This is a genomic window from Acutalibacter intestini, assembly GCF_034334985.1.
In the GTDB taxonomy this organism is placed as follows: Bacteria; Bacillota; Clostridia; order Oscillospirales; family Acutalibacteraceae; genus Acutalibacter; species Acutalibacter intestini.
Genome location: NZ_JAWXXL010000002.1, coordinates 252,027 through 273,569, shown reverse-complemented (window position 1 = coordinate 273,569; position 21,543 = coordinate 252,027). Strand labels below are relative to the sequence as shown.

At 56.4% G+C, this 21,543-nt stretch carries 18 protein-coding genes; 13 read left to right on the top strand and 5 right to left on the bottom strand.

The features are described 5' to 3' along the window. Positions 1–95: 95 nt before the first annotated feature. From U8U68_RS03860 to U8U68_RS03830, 7 genes are all read left to right on the top strand, one after another. Positions 96–989 carry a TolB family protein gene (locus U8U68_RS03860; RefSeq protein WP_322199528.1) on the top strand — a complete coding sequence of 298 codons (894 nt, stop codon included), beginning with the start codon at positions 96–98 and terminating at the stop codon, positions 987–989. Positions 990–1,073: 84 nt separating this feature from the next. Beyond that, positions 1,074–2,816 carry an extracellular solute-binding protein gene (locus U8U68_RS03855; protein ID WP_322199527.1) on the top strand — a complete coding sequence of 581 codons (1,743 nt, stop codon included), beginning with the start codon at positions 1,074–1,076 and terminating at the stop codon, positions 2,814–2,816. 193 nt (positions 2,817–3,009) lie between these two features. Beyond that, positions 3,010–3,957: an ABC transporter permease gene (locus tag U8U68_RS03850; RefSeq protein WP_367575782.1), complete on the top strand. Its 948-nt coding sequence runs from the start codon at positions 3,010–3,012 to the stop codon at positions 3,955–3,957. Positions 3,958–3,971: 14 nt separating this feature from the next. Further along, on the top strand, positions 3,972–4,871 hold the full coding sequence (locus tag U8U68_RS03845; RefSeq protein ID WP_322199526.1) for a carbohydrate ABC transporter permease: 900 nt from the start codon (positions 3,972–3,974) through the stop codon (positions 4,869–4,871). Between the two features lie 235 nt (positions 4,872–5,106). Next, positions 5,107–5,562, top strand: a complete 456-nt coding sequence (locus U8U68_RS03840; protein WP_322199525.1) for a VOC family protein — start codon at positions 5,107–5,109, stop codon at positions 5,560–5,562. 12 nt (positions 5,563–5,574) lie between these two features. Then, positions 5,575–6,408, top strand: a complete 834-nt coding sequence (locus U8U68_RS03835) for a sugar phosphate isomerase/epimerase family protein (protein WP_322199524.1) — start codon at positions 5,575–5,577, stop codon at positions 6,406–6,408. A 49-nt stretch (positions 6,409–6,457) separates the two neighbouring features. Beyond that, positions 6,458–7,504 carry a Gfo/Idh/MocA family protein gene (locus tag U8U68_RS03830; protein WP_322199523.1) on the top strand — a complete coding sequence of 349 codons (1,047 nt, stop codon included), beginning with the start codon at positions 6,458–6,460 and terminating at the stop codon, positions 7,502–7,504. Between the two features lie 341 nt (positions 7,505–7,845). On the opposite strand, the gene U8U68_RS03825 is transcribed toward U8U68_RS03830, so the two are convergent. Together U8U68_RS03825 and U8U68_RS03820 are read right to left on the bottom strand one after the other, a co-directional pair. Continuing rightward, a complete protein-coding gene (locus tag U8U68_RS03825; RefSeq protein ID WP_322199522.1) occupies positions 7,846–9,915 on the bottom strand; it encodes an ADP-ribosylglycohydrolase family protein in 2,070 nt (689 codons plus the stop codon). 25 nt (positions 9,916–9,940) lie between these two features. Next, complete coding sequence (locus tag U8U68_RS03820; RefSeq protein ID WP_322199521.1) at positions 9,941–11,986, bottom strand: glycoside hydrolase family 127 protein; 2,046 nt, start codon at positions 11,984–11,986, stop codon at positions 9,941–9,943. A 255-nt stretch (positions 11,987–12,241) separates the two neighbouring features. Here U8U68_RS03820 and eda point away from each other — a divergent pair, with 255 nt between their 5' ends. Both eda and U8U68_RS03810 read left to right on the top strand, forming a co-directional pair. Continuing rightward, positions 12,242–12,886 (top strand): bifunctional 4-hydroxy-2-oxoglutarate aldolase/2-dehydro-3-deoxy-phosphogluconate aldolase, encoded by a 645-nt coding sequence (gene eda, locus U8U68_RS03815; protein WP_322199520.1) that lies wholly within the window; start codon positions 12,242–12,244, stop codon positions 12,884–12,886. Positions 12,887–12,896: 10 nt separating this feature from the next. Then, positions 12,897–13,973: a sugar kinase gene (locus tag U8U68_RS03810; protein ID WP_322199519.1), complete on the top strand. Its 1,077-nt coding sequence runs from the start codon at positions 12,897–12,899 to the stop codon at positions 13,971–13,973. 66 nt (positions 13,974–14,039) lie between these two features. Here U8U68_RS03810 and U8U68_RS03805 read toward each other — a convergent pair whose 3' ends face one another. The 3 genes from U8U68_RS03805 to sigK form a co-directional block, all read right to left on the bottom strand. Next, positions 14,040–14,822: a sugar phosphate isomerase/epimerase family protein gene (locus tag U8U68_RS03805; protein WP_322199518.1), complete on the bottom strand. Its 783-nt coding sequence runs from the start codon at positions 14,820–14,822 to the stop codon at positions 14,040–14,042. After that, a complete protein-coding gene (araD, locus tag U8U68_RS03800) occupies positions 14,815–15,543 on the bottom strand; it encodes an L-ribulose-5-phosphate 4-epimerase (protein ID WP_322199517.1) in 729 nt (242 codons plus the stop codon). Before araD ends, U8U68_RS03805 begins: the two co-directional genes overlap by 8 nt. A gap of 78 nt (positions 15,544–15,621) precedes the next feature. Next, positions 15,622–16,311, bottom strand: a complete 690-nt coding sequence (gene sigK, locus U8U68_RS03795; protein WP_322199516.1) for an RNA polymerase sporulation sigma factor SigK — start codon at positions 16,309–16,311, stop codon at positions 15,622–15,624. A 274-nt stretch (positions 16,312–16,585) separates the two neighbouring features. Between sigK and yicI the strand changes: the two genes are divergently transcribed. From yicI to atpE, 4 genes are all read left to right on the top strand, one after another. Further along, the gene (yicI, locus tag U8U68_RS03790; protein WP_322199515.1) at positions 16,586–18,898 is read left to right on the top strand and encodes an alpha-xylosidase; all 2,313 of its coding nucleotides are present in this window, start codon (positions 16,586–16,588) and stop codon (positions 18,896–18,898) included. Positions 18,899–19,080: 182 nt separating this feature from the next. After that, positions 19,081–19,983 (top strand): YitT family protein, encoded by a 903-nt coding sequence (locus tag U8U68_RS03785; RefSeq protein ID WP_322199514.1) that lies wholly within the window; start codon positions 19,081–19,083, stop codon positions 19,981–19,983. A 268-nt stretch (positions 19,984–20,251) separates the two neighbouring features. Next, entirely contained in the window at positions 20,252–21,079 is an 828-nt protein-coding gene (locus tag U8U68_RS03780) for a F0F1 ATP synthase subunit A (protein WP_322199513.1), read from the top strand. A 95-nt stretch (positions 21,080–21,174) separates the two neighbouring features. Further along, positions 21,175–21,543: an ATP synthase F0 subunit C gene (gene atpE / locus U8U68_RS22610; protein ID WP_322199512.1), complete on the top strand. Its 369-nt coding sequence runs from the start codon at positions 21,175–21,177 to the stop codon at positions 21,541–21,543.

Here is a 21,543-nt window from a genome sequence, read left to right as displayed (position 1 = left end):
GTTTATCATGCTATACTGTATTCAAATCAAGAGGCGGGTGCGGCCCAGCTCCTTTGGGCCGCGCGGCAGAATACATAAAGGAGCTGAAAGAAGCCTTGGCAGAATTGGAGAAGCTGAACCTGTGGGACCGTTCTCGTGACCGATCCATTCTTCAGATATATGATATGGAGACTGGCGGCGTGGAGACTGTGGCGGAGTTTGACTATCTTATTGAGGCCCCCAATTGGTCTCCCGACGGGAAGTTCCTGGCCTATAATAGCGAGGGGCGTATCTATCGCTTTGACCTGGAAACCAAGGAAAGCACCCTGGTGGAAACAGATTTTGTGGGAAACTGCAACAACGACCATGTGCTTTCCGCAGACGGTAAGAGTATTGCTGTGAGCCACGGCACCAAAGAGGACGGCCAGTCCCGCGTGTATACGGTGCCTCTTTCCGGCGGAGTGCCCAGGCTGGTAACGCCCCTGGCCCCCAGCTATTTGCATGGCTGGTCCCCAGACGGAAAGACCCTGGCCTATTGTGCCCAGAGAAAGGGCGAGTTCGACATCTATACCATTCCGGTAGAGGGCGGCGAAGAGACCCGGCTGACCGACGCCCCGGGGCTGAACGATGGCCCGGAATATGACAGCGCGGGAGAGTATATTTGGTTTAACTCTGTACGCGCGGGGCTGATGCAGGCTTTCCGCATGAAAGCAGACGGTACAGAGCAGACCCAAATGACCTTTGAAGAGGACTGGAACATCTGGTTCCCCCACATCTCCCCAGACCGGCAGTGGGTGGTGGCGCTGGGGTACCGCAAGGGCGACGTAGAGCCCGGCGAGCATGTGCCCCACAAAAATGTGGAGCTAAAGCTAATGCCGGCGGCAGGCGGCCCCTTGAAAACCATTGTGGCTCTCTTTGGCGGACAGGGCACTATCAATGTGAACTCCTGGGCTCCGGACAGCAGGCGGTTTGCGTTTGTCCGCTATGAGATAATGCCTGAAAAGGCCTAAAATTCCGGCCTGTCCTATCCTAAGCGGGGAAAGTCTTTTCCCGGGGGGCAGGCGAAAACTTTAACATGAAAGGACGGAAAGAGAATGAAAACCAACCTAAGCAAGCGTGTTCTTACCCTGCTGCTGGCCCTGTGCCTAGTGTTTAGCCTGACCGCCTGCGGCGGCGACACCGGCAGCAGCGGCTCCACTGCCGATAAGAGCTCGTCCTCTACGGCCGAGACCTCTGGCGGCGACGCCTCTACCCCCGAATCTTCCCAGACCGGAAATACCGAGGACGGCCCCCTGACCCCCTATGCGGAGCCCGTCACCATTACCGTGGGCATGCAGTCCTCTGCGGTGCAGCAGTTTAAAGACGGCGACACCTTTGAGGACAACGTATGGACCCGCAAAATTAAGGAAGAGCTGAATATCGACATAGAGATCGCTTTTACCGCCGATATTAGTACCGACGCGTATAATAATAAGCTGAACACCCTGCTGGCCTCTGGCGACCTGCCGGACGTGTTCCGCCACGGGGACCACACTTACCTGAAGCAGGCCCACGACGCCGGCTACCTAATGGACATTACCGACGTGTACGAGCAGTATGCCACCGATGCGGTGAAAGCCTATCAGGAGCAGTTCCCAGACTGCTTTAAGGGGATTTCTTTTGACGGCAGAATGTTTGGCTATCCCTATATGACGGATAACTTCCACCAGGCTTTCAACCTATGGATTCGAGACGACTGGCTGGAGAACACCAATTCCCAGCCCCCCACTACAGTGGAGGAGATGGTAGAGCTGGCTAAGCTGTTCACCACCGGCGACCCGGATGGCAACGGCGTGGACGGCGACACCTTTGGCTTGGGTTTGGCCGGCGATGTGCTGCAAAACAACTATGGCACCCTGTGTGGCCTGTTTGCGGCTTATGGTGTGCCCGCTTTCCAGAAAACGGGTATCTTCTACCGGGGCGAGGACGGAAAGATTACCAACTCCTATTTGGACCCCGCCTGTAAAGATGCCCTGACTGTGGCTAAAGAGCTGTATGACGCGGGAGTGTTTGACCCCGAGTTTGTGGTAAAAGACGTGGCTAGCATGGAAACTGACGTGGCCACGGGCAAAATTGGCATGATGTATCATGCTTGCTGGGGCGACTGGCATCCCTTCAACCTGACCTACCAGGCCGACGGTACCATTACCCGTCCCTATAAGATCCCTACTGTAGAGGGCACAAAGCCTCAACTGGGTATTCTAAGCAACCAGACCTTTGACTTCTTTATGATTAGCTCTAAATGTGAGCATCCCGAGGCACTGATCAAGATCTTGAATCTGTACGAAAAGACCGCCATCAGCGGCAGTGAAGAGGACTTCCAAACTTACTGGGCCGACGAGCAGTACCGTTTCTGCCCCATCTTTATTGGCATCCCCACCGAGCTGTTCTCCGAGCAGGTTCTGGCTGCCCTGGAAAAGGGCGATCCCGGCGACCTGGGCGGCACCGCCTTGCAGTACTATAACTACTCCTCTGGCTTTGGCTATGGCGACGGCCCCATGAAGGACGACACCAATGCCTACGGCACCTGGGGGCAGATCAGCCAGTATGGCTCTATGCCCATTGACCTGGCCCATCAGGCGGCCGGGGAGGAAGTGGTCAACATTATGGCCAACGATATTCCCGACATCTGGGTGCAGAACTCTTCTGTGCTGGGCGACATGGTTTTGCAGGAGTTCATCGATATTATTACCGGTACAAAGCCTGTAGACCACTTTGACCAGTTTGTGACCGAGTGGCTGAACGCCGGCGGTCAGGAGACTCTGGACGAGCTGGAGAAGCTCTATCCGGCCCAATGATTACGCTAATCTCCTAATTTACTCCTAATTACTGATGAGTCAATAGGCCCGGAGCGAAGAAATTTGCTTCGGGCCTGTTGGCTAAAATAGGGGAGAAAGGCCGCGGGCCTCTTTTAGAACCTAGCTCCAAAGCTCATTTCGTAATTTATCAGGTCAAATATGTATCCCAATATACCAAGGTGGTGAACAAAAAGTGAGCAGCAAATCCACACAGGGCGCGAAAGCCGCGCCAAAACCGCAGCGGCGTACCGACAAGTTTTTGCGGGAGCTGCCCCTTTATATTATGCTGGTTCCGGCCGTCGTTCTGGTGGCCATCTATTCTTATGGCGGCATGGTGGGAACCGTGATCGCTTTTCAAAAGTTCAACCCAGCCAACGGCCTGTTTGGCTCGGAATGGGTGGGGCTGAAGAACTTTCAAAACCTGTTTTCTATGCCCAATTTCTGGCCGGTTATCCGCAATACAATTGTTATCTCTTTAGCCAAGATGATTGGCAACATTGTGGTGCCCGTCACCTTTTCTCTGCTGTTGAACGAGGTAAGCCGCTCTGGCCTAAAGCGCACCTACCAGACCATGGTGTACCTGCCCAACTTCCTCTCCTGGATTATCCTCTCGGGTATCTTTGTAGACATCCTTTCCCCCAGCAGCGGCATTGTGGGCCGGGCTTTCCAGGCTTTTGGGGCAAAGGCGCCCTTCTTCTTGGGGGATTCCTTCTGGTTCCCCATTACCATGGTGGTTACGGACGTGTGGAAAAACTTTGGCTTTAAGTCCGTTATCTACCTGGCCGCCCTGACCGGTGTGGACCCGGCGCTGTATGAGTCCGCCTCCATCGACGGCGCGAACCGCTGGAAGCAGACCTGGCACATCACTCTGCCCGGCATTCTTAGCACCATTGTGCTGATGACTGTGTTAAGCATGGCGGACATTCTCAACGGCGGCTTTGACCAGATCTATAACCTCTACAGCCCCGCTGTGTACTCTACCGGAGATATTCTGGATACCTTTGTGTACCGCCTGGGCATTGAGCGCACCCAGTTTGCCCTTTCTACTGCCGCGGGCCTGTTTAAGTCCGGCGTGTCCCTGATCTTTGTAACCGCATCCTACTGGATGGCCGACCGTTTTGCCGGCTACCGGATATTCTAAGGGAGGAAAAAATTATGAAATCAAAAGCGTCGCCCTCCCGGAAGGTCTTTATGGTCTTTGACTATCTGCTGCTTACCGTTATGGCGCTGGTTTGCATTTTGCCCATGGTCAACCTGTTGGCTATGTCTTTTTCCAGCAAGGTGGCTGTGGCTGCCAACCAAGTGACTTTTTGGCCAGTGGATTTTAACACCGCAGCCTATTCGTTCATCCTTACCAATAGCCAGTTTATCACCTCTTTGGGCATTTCCGTGCAGCGCACTTTGCTGGGCGTGGCCCTGAACATTGTTCTTATTGTTTTAACCGCCTATCCGCTCTCTAAATCTACCAGGGAGTTCCGGGCGCGGAACGTGTTCTCCTGGTTCTTTGTCATCACGATTTTGTTTAACGGCGGACTGATCCCCAATTACCTGGTGGTCCAGTGGACGGGTCTGATGGACAGCCTTCTTGCCCTGATTTTGCCCGGCGCGGTCAATGTTTTTAACATGCTGGTGGTTATGAACTATATGCGCAGCCTGCCCAAGGAACTGGAGGAAGCCGCCTATATTGACGGGGCGGGGCATGTTTCTACCCTGGTACGGGTGATTCTGCCGGTATGCACCCCCACCCTGGCCACGGTAACGCTGTTTTCCTTTGTGTACCACTGGAACAGCTGGTTTGACGGCATGATCTATATGAATTCTACTACCCGCTACCCCTTGCAGACCTACTTACAGACCGTGGTCATCAACCCAGAGGCCTTCTTCCGCAATGTAACCAATATCAGCGCGGAAATGGGCACCTACCTGAATCTGGTAAACGCCCGCACTACCAACGCGGCCCAGATGTTCCTGGCCATGGTGCCGGTGCTGTGCGTGTATCCCTTCCTGCAAAAGTACTTTACCACCGGCCTGGTGATGGGCAGCGTAAAAGGCTAGACAACGTAAACGCTGCATCCACTTCGCGGAACCGCGCAAAGCTGTGCGCTTCCTCGGCGGGACACGTAAGCCGAGCCAGCTGCGGCTGGCATACATTGGGGGGTCCAGCGCCCGCCACAGCGCTGGCGCGGGGTGTGGGGCTGCGGAAGCTCCATGGACCTCTTATAGCATCCCCCCGCACCCATGGGGGCGGGCCCGTATCACCCCAAACAAAACAATAGAGAGGAACCTCACTATGAATACACCCGTAAAAAAAGAAGGCTTTATCCAAATCAACATTATTGTAAAAGACATTGAGTCCGCCGCCAAGGACTGGGCCAACCTCCTGGGCATTGACGTGCCGGAGGTCCGGGACAGCCACTTGGAAGGCAATGAAAATTATACCTACCGGGGCAAGCCCGTCAGCTGTGACCTGAAGGTGTGTAATATTGACATGGGCAACTTCGTCATTGAGCTGCACCAGCCCGCCGGGGGCGAGAGTTCCTTCCAGGAATTCCTGGAGAAGCACGGCAACGGTGTGCACCACATCGGCTTTGAGGTGGGTGGCGACCGGGACGCCGTAATAGAGTCTCTGGCCGCCAACGGCTACGATGTAAACCGTACCCTGGGCGTCTATCCTGGCAGCAGCTGGACCATTGTGGACAGCGAGGACCGGCTGGGCGTAAACTTAAACATCAAGCCCGTGCGCTGAGGAGGAACTGCTATGCGGTTTGGCGGAATTATTTTTAAGCCCTGGCGCTCCCCAGGGGAGTGGGCCCAGGCGGCAAAAGAGGCTGGGTATTCGGCGGTGTACTTTCCTGTGGACTACACCGCGTCTCAAAAAGAAATCGACGGCTATCGGGACGCCGCCAAAGAGGCGGACTTGGTGATCTGTGAGATTGGGGTGTGGAACAACACCCTGTCCCCAGACAAGGCCCAGCGGGAGGCCGCCATAGAAAAAGCCGTGCACCAGCTGGAGCTGGCGGAGTACGTGGGAGCAAACTGCTGCGTGAACATAGCGGGCAGCTACAGCCAGCAGTGGGACGGCCCCCACCCGGACAACTTTACCCAAAAGGCTTTTGATGAGATTGTGGCCACCACCCAGAAGATTATCGACCGGGTGAATCCCCAGAGCACCTGTTACTCCTTAGAACCCATGCCCTGGATGTATCCGGACACGCCGGAGTCTTACCTGGAGCTGATGAAGGCCATCGACCGGTCGGGCTTTGGGGTACACCTGGACATTGTGAATATTATCAACAGCCCCGGGCGCTACTACCGCAACGGAGAGGTGATTCGGGACTGGTTCCAGAAGCTGGGCGGGCATATCCGCAGCTGCCACGCCAAGGACATCACCCTCTCGGGCAAGCTCACCGTCCACCTGGACGAGTGCCGCCCAGGCACCGGGGGGCTGGACTACCGGACCTACCTGGAATGCGTCTCTAACCTGCCGGAGCGTACCTGCCTGATGCTGGAGCATATGACTGAGGAAGAGGATTATATAGAGGCCACCCGCTACTTAAAGGGGCTGGCGGAAGAAATGGGATTGCGGCTGTAAAGGCCGGACCAGAGGCAGTAGTTCACGATGCGGTAAGGAGGAAAATAGTATGAAACCCATTGTTCGTGTGGCGGTAATCGGCGGCGGGGCCATTGGACAGCGCCGCCATTTGCCAGAGTACGCGGCGAACCCCAACGCGGAAATCGCCGGAGTGTTTGATACGGACCGCCAGCGGGCCCAGGAGCTTTGCCGGCAGTATGGCGGCAGGGCCTATGAAAGCATGGAAGAGGTCTTTGCAGATGAGACCGTGAACGCGGTTAGCGTTTGTTCACCCAACGTGACCCATGCCCAGGCCTCTATCCGGGCGCTGGAGGCCGGCAAGCATGTACTGTGCGAAAAGCCGATGGCTTTAAGCTTAGAGGAGTCCCGGCGGATGCTGGAGGCGGAAAAGCGTTCGGGAAAAACCCTGATGCTGGGCCATAACCAAAGGCTTATCCGCGCCCACCTAAAGGCCCACGAGCTGCTGCACCAAGGGGCCATTGGGGACCTACTGTTTTTCCAGTGCAATTTTAAGCACGCCGGCCCTGAGAGCTGGAGCATAGACGCGGGAAACCACACCTGGTTTTTCAAGAAAGATCAGGCCAATTTCGGCGTAATGGGCGACCTGGGGGCCCACAAGATTGACCTTATCCGTTTTTTGACAGACTCGGAGATCAGAAACGTGTTCACCACCCTGACCACTTTGGATAAGCGAGACGAGACAGGCGGGTACATTGAGCTGGAGGACAACGCGGTCTGCCTGTTTAATATGGAGAACGGCCTGCCGGGCATTATGCATTTTAGCTGGACCAATTATGGGGCGGAGGACAACGGAAGCACCATTTATGGCAGTAAAGGTGTGATGAAGATCTTCGGCGACTATGCGGACGATATTGTCCTGGAAATGCGGGACGGCACTCAGGTCAAGTACACGGTGGGAGATATTAGTACCAATCACCGCCAGCTGAAAAGCGGGGTCATCGATGAGTTCATCGCATCTATTGTAGAGGCGCGGCGGCCGATTGTTACAGGTATAGACGGCCACAATACTCTGGCGGTGATCGAGACCGCTATGAAATCTGCTAAGGTAGGGCAGTGGATGGAGATTGCCTACTGAAGGAAATATAAAAAGAGAACCAGCTGGCAGCTGGTTCTCTTTTTATATTGGTAGAAGGGGTTCCGCCAGTAAAGTCCTGGGGCATTGTGTTTTCAAAGGGTCTTGTCTGCCGGTAAAATTAGCCGGACCCCACTGGATTGGAATTCCCATTCCTTGGACTCCGCCAAGTAATCGGCTGATTGGCGGTTTTCTGGCAGACGCTTGCTTTTACCCCATTTGGAAGAATTTTGTAAAAGAAGTTCCCCTAAGAACCTTTCACGAAGTTTTTAGGGAATGGTCTCTCATTTTTACCAGCTGGCCTTCTGTGAGGAAGCGGAAAAACGGGTGGGGGACAGTTCAGCTTAGCAACTTTGAACCGTGAACCGCTCTATTTTGCAGCGGCTGCCCTTTTGCACCGAGAACCCATAACAGCCTGTCAGATAAGGCTGATCCTGGTCCTCTGTCCACAAGCAGGGCTGGCCGTCTACCGCCAGGGAGATGCGGTTGCCTTTGGCCTCTACCGTCAGCTGGTAGGGTCTGCCATTTTCCCAAGGGAATTCCATGCTGGCCAAAACCTTGGGCTCTCTCTGGTTTTTGATGATGACCAGCCGCTGGTCTTGAAAGCCTGCCATATAGCTCCGCAGGTTCCCCTGGGCCCGGATAAGCGCCAGGTGGGTTCGGCCCAGCATGGGCCGAACGTCCACCGTAACGCTGTAACCGGCAAAGTCCCGGCCCCCGGTAAACAGTTCCCCGTGGTCTGCGCAGCTGCCAACGGCCGCGCCGTTCTCAATACTCCAAATGCCTTGGGAGGTGGAGGTCTGGCTTAGCTCGGTGTGGAAAGTAGTCCAGCGCTCCAGCCCCGCCTTAGAGAAGTCCAGCACATAGTCTGGGCCGCCCTGGTAGTCCAGGCTGTCAAGATCCACCACGGCGGCTTCTCCAGCAGGCAGCTCCAGGCCCACCTGACCAATGCACCCGTCCGAAGAGGGCAGGTCCAGGGTCAGGGTGGTCCAGCCCGCTGCCTGGACGCTTTCGCCGTAAATGTGGCTTTGGGAGTACAGGTCATAGGCATAGGCCCGCAGGGTTATAGGGCTCTGGGTTTTCACCCGAAGCACCACCCGCTGGCCGGGAAACACCTCTGGGGTAAAGGCCGGGGAATAGCGGTCGTCGCTGAAGTCCTGGGCCTGGTAATAGGTTTGCCTGTACAGCCGCCGGGGAGTGGGGGAGGCCTGCACCCAGGCCCGTAGGCAGCGGCCCCCCAGGGCAGTGGTATCGGCAATATTTTCATATGCGCAGTCACAGCCTGCTGTGCGGAAGCTGTGGGTACTCTCCGGCAACACAAAAGAGAACCGGGGCGCACTGCCCTCTAAGAAGGGACGCAGGGCTTCGGGATAGGGCTCCCCCGCCAGGCGGTAGCCAAGAGAGGCCAGGTATAGGGCGTCGTTGGCCACGTCCCGAAGGTTCATGCATCCCAATACGCTGGAGCAGGCCAGAAAGTCGTTGATAGGCTCTCGCCAGGACCGGTGGATGCCCTCCAGCCCTACGGCCACACCCAGGATACAGCCAACGTTGGCTACATTACAGTCTGTATCCCAGCCGCACATATTGCAGATGTTAATGGATCGAGAGAAGTCCCCATTTCCGTAGAGAAGGGAGAGCAGTACCACGGCGGCGTTGGGAATGATATGGCAGGCCCCGGGGTAGCGGTGGTAGCCAAAGTTCTCCTGCACATAGGCAAAGCATTGCCGCCAGTCCTCTGGGTGGGCGGCGTAAAAGGCCCGCACCGCCTGGGCCATGCGGGCGTACTCGCAGTCTGGGGGAATGACCGAGAGCCCGGCCTTAATAATATTCTGCACGTCTTTTTCGACAAAGGCCGCGCTAACGCAGGCGGCCACAAACATGCCCCCATATATGCCGTTGCCCCCGTGGGTGACCGAGGCCATTTTGGCGGCGTACCGGGCAGCCCGGCGGTAGTCGCAGGGGTTCACCAGGCCCCAGGTATCAATGAAGATCTGCCCGCCGATCTGCTCGGCCACAGCGGCTCCGTTTAGCTCCACCGAGCCGGAAAGGGGGGCGTCAATGCCGTGGAGCAGATTCAGCAGGGCGGTGTGCTCAGTGGAGACGCCGTAGCCTCCCAGCCAAAAGAAACTGTGGTCCAGGGGCACATAGTTTAGCACGGTCTCGCCCATATTCTTTGGGGTGATGTTTTCGCCGCAAGCGTAGTCCTCCAGGGCCCGAATAAAGAAGATAGGCCCGTTGGTATCGTCATCCGCCGCGAAATTTTTAAAGTGGAACAGGTAGCCGTTTATCTCTCCGTAGGTCTCGGCAATCTTCTCATAGGTCCATCCTTCCACGTTGGAGCCGTGGCGGACGCCAATAATTTTGCCATACCAGCCGGCGTAAACGCGCTCCAGATAATCAATGGGGATTTGCATAAGGGGCCTCCTCTTTATATGGTTCCTATACCCGTACCCAAACCCGCATCTCGCCCAACCCCCGGTTGGCCCAGGCGTAGTAGGGGATGTACTTTAGGCAAACAGGGCGTTCCGCTGCCGGTGTGTAGCGGTTATACAGGGGGGCGCCCAGGGCGGGCGGATCTTGACGGAAACCAGGCACATGGATAGAGGTCATCTCCTGTCCGCCAATAGTGACTGGTTCCAGTTCTGCTTTATCAATTTGGCCAGCGTCTACTCTGCACAAATGCAGGTTTTCACCGTTGTCAGCCTGCTCCAGGCAATAGCAGATGGGCCCCCGGGTAATTGCCACCTGGCCCAGGTCCTCCCGCACCCGGGAATTGGCAGCGTTCAGGCGCACCTCCATAGGGAAGTCCAGGCAGACCCTGTCTCCGTCCTGCCAGACGCCGGTAAAGTACACGTATCCGTCCTTTTCCACCCGCTCCATGGCCTGGGGACCGGTAATGCTGGGATTCTGGCACCAGCCCGGAACCCGAAAAGCCAGGGTGCACGGAAGGGGCTCTGCCGTATGGACTGTCATGGCAGCCTTGCCCTGCCAGGGGAGATGGCTTTCCAGGCTTAGGCGCAACTGGGCGCCGCCCACCTGCTTGGAAATCTCGCCCCCCATGTACAGGTGGGTGAACAGGGTGTCCTTATTCTCGGTAAAAGCGTACTGGGCTGCGGAAGTGACCAGCCGGGCAATGTTGGGCGGGCAGCAGGCGCAGCCAAACCACTTTTGCCGCTGGGGCTTCACATGGCGCAGCCGGGCGTCTGCTTTGCAGGCGGCGGGGTTCACTTCCAGGGGATTTACGTAGAAGAAGCTTTTGCCGTCCAGGGCCATACCGGCCAGAGCGGTATTGTACATGGCCAGCTCCATCACGTCGGCATACTCCGCTTTTGGCTGAATTTCCAGCATCCGCCGGGCAAAAAAGGCCAGGGAAATGGCGGCGCAGGTCTCGGAATAGGCGGTGTCGTTGGGCAGGTCAAAGGGGTAAGAAAAGGCTTCGCCGTGGACCGTGCCGCCTATGCCGCCGGTAATGTACAGCTTTTCTCCCACAATCTCGTCCCAAAGCCTTTGGCAGACGTCAAACAGCTCCTGGTCCTGGGTCAGTCTGGCCACGTCTGCCATCCCGGAATAGAGATATCCCGCCCGCACCGCATGGCCCAAGGCTTCCTCCTGCTGGCGCACAGGCTTGTGGGCCTGGTAATAGGCATAGGGGGCCGTGTTGTCCTCTGGAGCAGGCTGGTCCTCATAAGCGGCCCGGGCCTGGTCCTCCTGCAAAAAGTAGTTGGGCGCGGCGCCCCGTTGGTCGATGAAAAATTTGCTTAGACGCAGGTACTTTTCCTCTCCGGTGGCCTCATATAGCCGCACCAGGGCCATCTCGGCAATCTCGTGGCCTGGGTAGCCCTGGCATTTTTCCGGCTCTGGCCCAAACCGGGAGTCTACATAGTCCGCAAAGCGGCAGGCGGCCTTTAGCAGCTTGTCCTTGCCCGTGGCCTGGTAATAGGCGACCGCGCCCTCTAGCAAATGGCCCAGGCAGTATAGCTCGTGGTGGTCCTTCAGATTGGTAAAGGCCCGGTCCATGCCATTCAGGATATAGTAGGTGTCCAGGTATCCGCTGTCGTGCTGGGCGGCACAGACCAGATCAATGGCCTGGTCTGCGGTTTCTTCCAGCTGGGGGTCCGGGTGCTGGGTTAAAGAGTAGCCCACGGCCTCAATCCATTTAGAAAAGTCCGTGTCCTGGAACACATAGCCAAAAAACTTGTCCGGGTCTGGATGGGCGGGGTCCTGGGGCAGGGCCTCAAAGCCCCGGTCTGTGTAGACGGGCTCCTGAAAGCCCGGGCTGGCCTTTTTCTCTGCCATCAGTTGAGCCGCGGCCCGGAAATTGTGCATACAGTAGCTGGGGGCAGCGCCCTCTACCCGGTCGTTCAGGGCCTCCCACTGGTAGGGAATTACCTCCCGGCGGACAGTTTCCTGAAAGGCGCTCCAGAACGGGTCGTCTACGGCTACAGCCTTTATGTCTATGGGAGTGCTAAAATAGTTTTTGTTCATGTAGAACCTCCTGATTTTCATCTGCGGCAATGCCTGTGTTTTGCCCCAGCAGCTGCGTGCGGGGCAGATGGATAGGTACATTCTATCAAAAAGGAGGCAAAAGAACAAGGGGGCGGGCCTGAAATTTGGAAGGTTTTTTAACTGCGCCAAGAAATACTTGACGGCGGGCGGGTTCTGGGTTATGCTGTACATATCCAATAGCGGACCCCGCCAGCCTGCCCAGCGGGGACAGAGAGAATACTTGGAGGGAAACCTATGAAGAAAATAGACCAGCTGATTTCAAAGGTGGGCATTGTGCCTGTTATTGTGCTAAACCATCCGGAGCGGGACGCCGCGCCCCTGGCCCAAGCCCTGTGCGCAGGGGACGTGCCTGTGGCGGAGGTTACTTTTCGGGCGGCGGGGGCCCAGCAGGCCATCCGGCTGATGAAGGAGGCCTGTCCTCAAATGACTGTGGGCGCGGGCACTGTGACCACCACGGAACAGATTGACCAGACTTTGGCCGCGGGGGGCGCGTTTATCGTTACCCCTGGCTTTGACAGTGAGCTGGTAGCTTATGCCCAGAAAAAAGGCGTGCCGATTTATCCTGGCTGCACCACGCCCAGCGACTACCACGCGGCCCTAAAGTTCGGCCTGGAGCTGATTAAGTTTTTCCCGGCCGAGCAGTCCGGCGGGCTGGCCAAAATCCAGGCTATGAGCGCGCCTTTCCCCCAGTTTCAAGTAATGCCTACAGGGGGGATCAGCCTGAAAAATTTGCCCGAGTACATGGCCAGCCCAGTGATCGCGGCCTGCGGGGGCTCTTATATGGTAGCGGCTTCCCTGATTGAGGAGGGCCGGTGGGAGGAAATTACCCGGCTGTGCAGGGAGTCCCGGGAGATTGTAGAAAGCGCCCGGAAAAACTGAGGAGGAACAGATGATGAGGGGTTTTTGGAATCTTTCGGGCGGGAAATTTATTACCCTGGGGGAACTTCTTCTGCGCCTGACCCCGCCGGACCACGGAATGCTGGCCGGGGCAGAGGGCTTTTTGGCCCACTACGGCGGCAGCGAGGCAAACATCGCCCTGGCCCTGGCAAATTGGGGAGTGGATAGCAGCTTTTTCACCGTGGTCCCTGGCAACCCCCTGGGGCGTGCCGCCCTAGGCCACCTGCGGCGGTATGGGGTGGACTGTGGGCAGGTGATTCTTTCCACCCCAGCCGAGACCCCTACCCACCGGTTGGGCACGTATTATTTAGAAGCGGGTTTTGGCCCCCGGGCCAGCCGGGTGGTGTACGACCGAAAACACAGCGCCCTGGCCGAGTACGACCTGGATCAGGTGGACGTAAAAAAGCTGCTGGCCGGGTACCACTGGCTGCACTTAAGCGGCATTACCCCGGCCCTTTCCAGGGGATGCGCGGAGCTTGTGCTGCGCTGTTTGGCCGCTGCCAAGGAACTGGGGCTGGTGGTCAGCTTTGACGGCAACTTCCGTTCAGCCCTGTGGAGCTGGGACCAGGCCCGGGACTTTTGTACCCAGTGCTTGCCCTATGTGGACGTGCTACTGGGCATAGAGCCCTATCACCTGTGGAAAGACCCGGAAAATTTGGGAGAAGGGGATGTAAAGGACGGCCTGCCCATGCGGCCGGACCGTGTGGCCCAGACGGAGGTGTTTGAAAAATTTGCGGAGCGCTACCCAAACCTGCGCTGCATAGCCCGACACGTGCGGGAAGCACCTAACAGTAGCGAAAATAGCCTAAAGGCCTACCTATGGATGGAGGGTGAAACCGTGGAGAGCCCCAGCTATACCTTCCAGATCTTGGACCGGGTGGGCGGTGGCGACGCCTTTGCGGCGGGGTTGATTTACGCGCTGTTCCATTGTTTGGGGCCCCAGGAGGCGGTAAATTTTGCCGTGGCCGCCAGCGTGCTGAAGCACAGCATTGCAGGGGACGCCTGCCTGATGGAGGACCTAGAGACCCTGCGGGGCCTGGGGAATAGCGGCGGGGACATTCGCCGGTAGATATAAAAAGGGAGGCCGGGGTGAATCCGGTCTCCCTCTTATATTCCCTTGGGACGTTCTAGGCCATTACCGCCGCAGCGGGTCCAAAAGAGCAAAACTGGCCTGTATGTCGGAATTAAAGTCTTGGCTGTTCCCTTCCACGCTGACCCGCCCGGTGTAGCCGGACTCCTTTAAAATGGCGAACAGCTTCTGATATTCTCCCCGCTGATGGGCCGGGTCTCCAACTTTGGGGAAAGCGCGGCCCTGAGGGCAGGCAATGTGCAGGTGCCACAGGCGGCTGCCGGGTTGAGCCAGGGCCCCTAGGGGCTCGTCGTTTTGGGCCATGTGGTAGGTGTCGCCCAGCACCCCCACTTGGGGCAGGTCTAAAAGCGCGGCCAGAGCCAAGGCTTCGGAAACGTGGTTAATGATGTTGCACTCCTGCCGGGACAGGGGCTCTATGGCAATTTTCAGCCCGCGTTCCGCCGCCAGGGGGCTGGCCAGAGACAGAAAATCGGCCAGCTGTTTCCAGGCCTGCCAGTGGGAAGCTCCAGCCGGCACACCCCGGCTGCCTCCAGAACCGAACACCACCTGCTCTACCCCCAGGGCCTGGGCCCGGGCAAAGGCCAGCTTTAGGTAGTTGGTCAGCGGTTCCCGGTCTACCTGGGGCCCTACCACAGCCAGGGTCCCGGGCAGCATACAGTTTACGGCTTCACAAGACAGGCCGCTTTGGGCCAGAGAGCGTTTCCTTTGGTCAAAGTCCGCCTCGCTTAGGGCGGCCAGAGCATTTAGAGCAGTCTCAATGTAGTCAAAACCGGCCTTTGCCAAAAGAGGAGCGTTCTCCAGGCCCGTGCATACGCCAAGTTTAATCATGGGCTTGCTCCTTCGCTTCCTGGGGTTGGGCGTCCTGGCCGTAATAGGCGTTTTCTCCGTGTTTGCGCAGGTAATGCTTATCCAGCAGCTCCTGTTGCATCCGGCCGGCATGGGGATTCAACACTTTCGTATGCCAATCCATAAAGGCCACCTCTTCCATCACCACCGCGTTGTGAACCGCGTTTACAGGGTCTGTACCCCAGGCGAAGGGCCCATGGCTGTGTACCAGCACCCCGGGGATGGTCATGGGGTCCGTACCCCGGAACGTCTCTACAATGACGCAGCCGGTCTCCATCTCATAGGCGCCGCCAATCTCCCAGGAGGTCATACGGCGAGTACATGGGATGTCGCCGTAGAAATAGTCCCCCTGGGTGGTGCCCATAGCGGGAATAGAGAGCCCTGCCTGGGCAAAGGTGGTGGCCCACCGGCTGTGGGTGTGCACAATGCCGCCGACGTTTGGAAAAGCCCGGTACAGGGCCAGGTGGGTGTCCGTGTCGCTGGAGGGCTTCCATTTGCCCTCCACGCGCTCTCCGGAATGGAGGTCCACTACGACCATGTCCTCAGGAGACATGCCGTCATACTCGACCCCAGAGGGCTTGATAACCATTAGCCCTTTTTCCCGGTCAATGCCGGACACATTGCCCCAGGTAAAGGTTACCAGTCCATATTTGGGCAGCATCAAATTTGCGTCGCAGACTTTCTTTTTCAGTTCTTCCAGCATAATATCCTCCTTAAAGTGGGGATTCCTTCGTTTTTGTGTTCACTGTGTCTACAGTGTAGCATAGAATGGGGGAATTGTCTACCCTTCCTGCTCAAATTGCAGCCGGAGCTTTTCCAGGGCCCGCTTCTCAATGCGGGACACATAAGAGCGGGAAATCTTCAGTTTATCCGCCACCTCCCGCTGGGGCAGAGGCTTGCGGCCTCCTAGGCCGTAGCGCATGCAGATCACGCTGCGCTCCCGGGGCTCTAAAGAGGGGAGGTAGTCGTAAAGGCGGCGGGACTTCATGCGGGTGTCTATGTCGTCGATCATCGTGTCATCCGTGGCCATCGTGTCCATCAGGGTCAGGGCATTGCCGTCCTTGTCTGTGTCAATAGGCTCGTTAATGGACACATCCTGGGCGGACTTTTTACCAGTGCGGAAGAACATAAGGATTTCATTTTCAATACACTTAGAAGCATAACTGGAAAGCCGGATCCCTTTATGAGGGTCAAAAGTATCCACAGCCTTGATAAGTCCAATGGTGCCCACAGAAATTAAATCCTCCTGGTCGTTGCCGTTGACATAGTACTTCTTTACAATATGGGCCACCAGCCGCAGGTTGTGCTCAATCAGTTCCCGGCGGGCGGCCTGGCTGCCCCGGGAAAACTCTTCTAGACAAGCCTTTTCCCTGCTGGAGGAGAGGGCCCGGGGAAAGCTGCCCGTGCCGGTAACGTGGAGCAGCAGGTAAAAGATATGGGAGAAAAGGTCGATTAAATTGGCGAAAAACATGTCTGTCCACTCCTTTTGCTTCGTGTTTGGCGGGATTTCGCTAAATATATATGAAAATTGGGCGGATAATCTGCCTGTACGCGTTGTTTTTGGATGCGGCAAAAGGCAAAGTTTTCTCTTGTCCCACCGTTTCAGCCGGAGCCTCAAAAGCAAAATAAAAAATTGGGAAATTTCCTGTTTTCTCTTCCTTTTTGCAAATAGGAATGGTATAATGTCAGTAATCAGTTCTTGCCAGCGAAAGCGATAAAGTTTTTTAACAGAAAGGAACTTAAAAATGAAATTTACCAAAGGTTATTGGCTGAACATGCCTGGCGTGGATAATTATGACTGTGTCCAAATTCGCGAAGCCCGGGTAGAGGGCAGCCGGCTGTATCTGTATAGCGTGCCTTATCCCCAAGACATGCGGGGCATGGGCGGGCCTGTTCTGGAAATGTTTATTAGCTCCCCCCGGGCGGACATTATCCGTACCCAGGCTTGGCATTTTATGGGCGGGGCCAAAAAGGTCCCCCAGTTTGAGCTGGATATGGAAGAACTCCCCCTGGAAGTGGAGGAGTGGGAGGGCGGGCTTACCGTTACCAGCGGTAAAACCCAGCTGAAAATTACCCTGAACCCCGCCAGCTTCCAGTATTTTTACGAGGGTAAGCCCCTAACCCGGGTGGGCGACCGGTTTGGCCATGCTATGATCAGTTACATGAGCACCCCCCAGGGCCCCTATATGCGGGCCCAGCTGGACCTCTCCATTGGCGAGAAAATCTACGGCCTGGGCGAGCGCTTCACGCCCTTTGTGAAGAACGGCCAGATTGTGGATATGTGGCAGGAGGACGGCGGAACCTGTTCGGAGATTGCGTACAAGAACATCCCCTTCTACCTGACCAATCGGGGTTATGGCGTGTTTGTCAATTCCAGCGCGGAGGTCAGCTATGAGCTCTGCTCCGAGGTGGTGACCAGGGCTCAGTTCTCGGTGCCTGGCGAGTGCCTGGACTTTATGGTTATTGGCGGAGGCGACGCCAAGACCGTGCTTTCCAACTACACCGCCCTGACCGGCCGTCCTGCCCTGCCCCCAGCCTGGACCTTTGGTTTGTGGCTTTCCACTTCTTTTACCACCAATTATGATGAGGAGACGGTCAATGAGTTTGTAGGCGGCATGGAGGAGCGGAAGCTGCCCCTGCATGTGTTCCACTTTGACTGCTACTGGATGGCGGAAAACGAGTGGTGCAACTTTAAGTTCGACCCCAAGATGTTCAAGGACGCCCCGGGGATGCTGAAGCGCCTAAAGGAGCGGGGGCTGAAAATCTGCGTGTGGATCAACTCCTATATTGGCCAGAAGTCGCCGCTGTTCAAGGAGGCCATGGAGCAGGGCTACCTGCTCAAGCGCCCCAACGGCGATGTGTGGCAGTGGGACCTGTGGCAGGCGGGCATGGGCCTGGTGGACTTTACCAACCCTGCCGCCTGGAAGTGGTACCAGGGAAAGCTGCGGGCTCTGCTGGAGATGGGCGTAGACTGCTTTAAGACCGACTTCGGCGAGCGTATTCCCACGGACTGCGTCTACTACGACGGCAGCGACCCGGTGCTGATGCACAACTATTACACCTATCTGTATAACAAGTGCGTGTTCGAGCTTTTGGAGGAGTATAAGGGCCATAACGAGGCCTGCCTGTTCGCCCGCAGCGCCACCGCCGGGGGACAGAAGTTCCCGGTACACTGGGGCGGCGACTGCTCCTCCAACTACCTCTCCATGAGCGAGAGCCTACGGGCGGGGCTTTCCCTGTGCCTCTCGGGCTTTGGTTTCTGGAGCCACGACATCAGCGGCTTCGAGGGCACCGCGCCCGCCGACGTGTACAAGCGTTGGGCGGCCTTTGGGCTGCTCTCTACCCATTCCCGGCTGCACGGGGGCGGCTCTTACCGGGTGCCGTGGCTGTTTGACGAAGAGTCCGTGGACGTGGTGCGCAAGTTCACCAACCTGAAGTGTTCTCTAATGCCCTACCTGTATACCAGCGCTGTAGAAACCAATACCACAGGCGTGCCCATGATGCGGGCCATGCTGCTGGAGTTCCCGGAGGACATTCCCTGCGACAGCCTGGACCGCCAGTACATGCTGGGCGAGAGACTGCTGGTGGCCCCGGTGTTCAGCAAAGAAGGGGATGTGGACTATTACCTGCCCGCGGGCAAGTGGACCAACATCCTTAGCAACCAAGTGGTAGAAGGCGGCCGTTGGCTGCATGAGGTCCACGACTTTATGAGCCTGCCCCTAATGGCCCGGGAGAACAGCATCATCCCCTTTGGAGGCAATGACCAGGATGTGGAATACGACTACAGCGATGGCTTGACCTTGCACCTGTTCCAGCTGACGGGAGAGGCCAAGGCCGACGTGGTGGACATGAAGGGGGAGAAGTTCCTCACTGTAACCGCCAAGAACCAGGGCGGTAAGGTTACCCTGCGCTTTGAGGGCAAAGCGGCGGGCCTGCAGGTACTGCTGCGGAACCTGGAGAGCGTACAGGATCTAAATGGCGCCCAGGCAGAGCCTGGAGAGCTGGGCTTGCTGCTAAAGGTAGATCCCAGCCTGGGAGATGTGACTTTCACAGTTTAAAAGCTTCTAGCTGAAAAGAACCCGGACCCTAGAGCCTGTTTTAAAACAGACTCTAGGGTTTCTTTTTTGGGAGGAGAAGAGCCTGTGGCCGGCTTCCTCCCGCCAAAATTCTCCTTGCGCCTTTAGGAAGATTATGGTATACTAAAAATAAAGTTATCTCACTGATAGGGAAGTGCATGGAATTGGTTAAGTTAAGAGGCCGGACGGCAGCCCTGCTGGGCCAGATGGAGCCCCTGAACTTTGTTTTTCTGTTCCTGGCGGGGGTGGTGAACGCCATTGGAGTCACCATTTTTATCGCGCCAGTGCAGCTGTATGACAGCGGGATTTCCGGCACGTCCATCCTGCTCTCTCAACTGACCCCGGAATATCTCTCCCTCTCCTTTTTCCTCATTGTGCTTAACGTGCCCCTGTTCCTTTACGGCCTAAAAAAGCAGGGGGCGGTTTTTTCAGTGTACGCCATTTTCACGGTGTCGGTGTACGCGGTATTTGCCTGGTTAATAACAGACGTGTTTCCTGTGGATGTTCGGTTTGCGTCGCCTTTGGCTGGCACCGATCTGTTTTTGTGCGCCCTGTTCGGCGGAATAATCTCCGGCATTGGCAGCGGTCTGGCCATCCGGTTTGGGGGAGCCATGGATGGTATCGAGGTAGTGGCAGTGATCTTTGCCAAGGGGCTGGGCCTTTCGGTAGGTACCTTTGTACTGATCTATAACGTGGTCTTGTACATTGTCTGCGGTATTGCTGTGGACAGCTGGATTCTGCCCCTTTACTCCATTGTCACCTATGCGGCGGGCTCAAAAACCGTGGATTTTATTGTGGACGGTCTGGATAGCTCTAAGTCGGCCATGATTATTACCACCCAGCCCCAGGAGATCGCGAAATCCATTTCAGAAGAGTTTGGCACAGGCGTTACCTTGATAGACGCCCACGGGTTTTACTCGGACCAGCCAAGGACCATCCTCTATGTGGTGGTGAATCAGTTCCAGGTAGTAAAGCTAAAAAACGCTGTGAAACATATTGATAAAAACGCCTATGTAACTATTAGTGAGGTGGCGGACCTGTTCCATGGCAGCAAGGAAAATTCATAGAAAAAGCGGCCCCTTGGGGCCGCTTTTTTGCCAAAGGGTAACCCTGGAGTTTTGTCAAAATATATATAAATTGTGAATTTTTCACCGTCCTCCTTTACCCCGGCGAACTTGACATTGCCCATGAAAATTGCTATAATCTGCATGATGTTGATAGAACCTGTATTCACAACCGAGAAATGTTTTTGCTCCTGCGGTTTCCGGTTTTGAATGCGGGTTCGAACACCGTCAGAAGCATTTTATAATTTTTATGGAGGAAAGGAAGTGCGCGATGAAGCAACACAAAAAAGGTTTGGTTCTGTGGCTTGCGGTGGTTTTGCTTTTGCTTGTGGGCTCGGTGGCGGTGGGTACCGGCAGCCGGTCTGAAAGCGTGCAGGAGGCTATGCGGGACGCCGTGCTGCACAATACCAACCAGATCCACTTTTTGGGCGGAAAAGCCGTGAACCCAGGGTTAATCTCCGCTTTTACCGTAACGGCCATTTTGCTGGCGGCCGCCGCGTGTATCCGAATCTTCGTTATCCCAAGGTTCCGGCTGGCGCCGGGAAAGTTCCAGCTGGCGCTGGAAGAGGCGGTGGGGTTGTTCGACCATATGGCCAAAACAAACAGCCCCCATCGCAACGGCTTTTTGGGGGCCTATATTTTTGGGGTTGGGGCATACATCTTTGTGGGTACCCTGTTTGAGCTCTTGGGCATTCAGGCCACTACCACGGCGGGCCATGCCATTACCCTGCCCGCGCCCTTGTCAGACGTAAACGCCGCCATTGCCCTGGGGGTGCTCTCGTACCTGATCATCCTCTCCGGGGGCGTGGCGGGCAACGGGGTAAAGGGCATTGGCAAAACCCTAAAGGAATTCTCCCTGCCCATTTCCATGAGCTTCCGCCTATTTGGCGCGTTGCTCAGCGGTTTGCTGGTGACAGAGCTTGTGTATTATTTTGTCACCCTCAGCTTTGTGCTGCCGGTGGTGGTGGGGGTGCTGTTCACCCTTTTGCATGCTCTTATTCAGACCTACGTGCTCACCATGCTGACCGCGCTGTATTACGGCGAGGTCAGTGAGCCCGCCCATCCTAAGGCCAAGAAGGGCCAGGCCGGCGGACAGTAAAGATTTCCTTGCCTTGACAGGCGAGATCCTAAAAACTGGATTTGATTATACCATGGATATTCTCACAAATTTCACTGGAAAGGAAGCATCCTCTCATGAAAAAACTTTTTCGCCATAGAAGAATTCTCTGCGCTATTATTTTGGCGCTGTCCATCCTGTTCGCCCTGGGCGTGCCCGCCCTAGCCGCCGGGTCCGACCAGGCCCCGGCCGCTGAAGAGGCCGCCGAGGAGGCCGGAAACACCATTGGCCTGAAGGCGCTGGCCGCCGCCATTGCCGTGGGTATTGCCGCGGCCGGCGGCGGGGTGGGCATGGGCCTGGCTACTGCCAAGGCCTCGGAGAGCATTGCCCGCCAGCCCGAAGCAGAGGGCAAGATCCGTACCACCATGATGCTGGGCCTGGTGTTTATTGAGACCGCCATTATTTACGCCCTGCTGGTGGTCATCCTCATTATTTTCGTACTATAA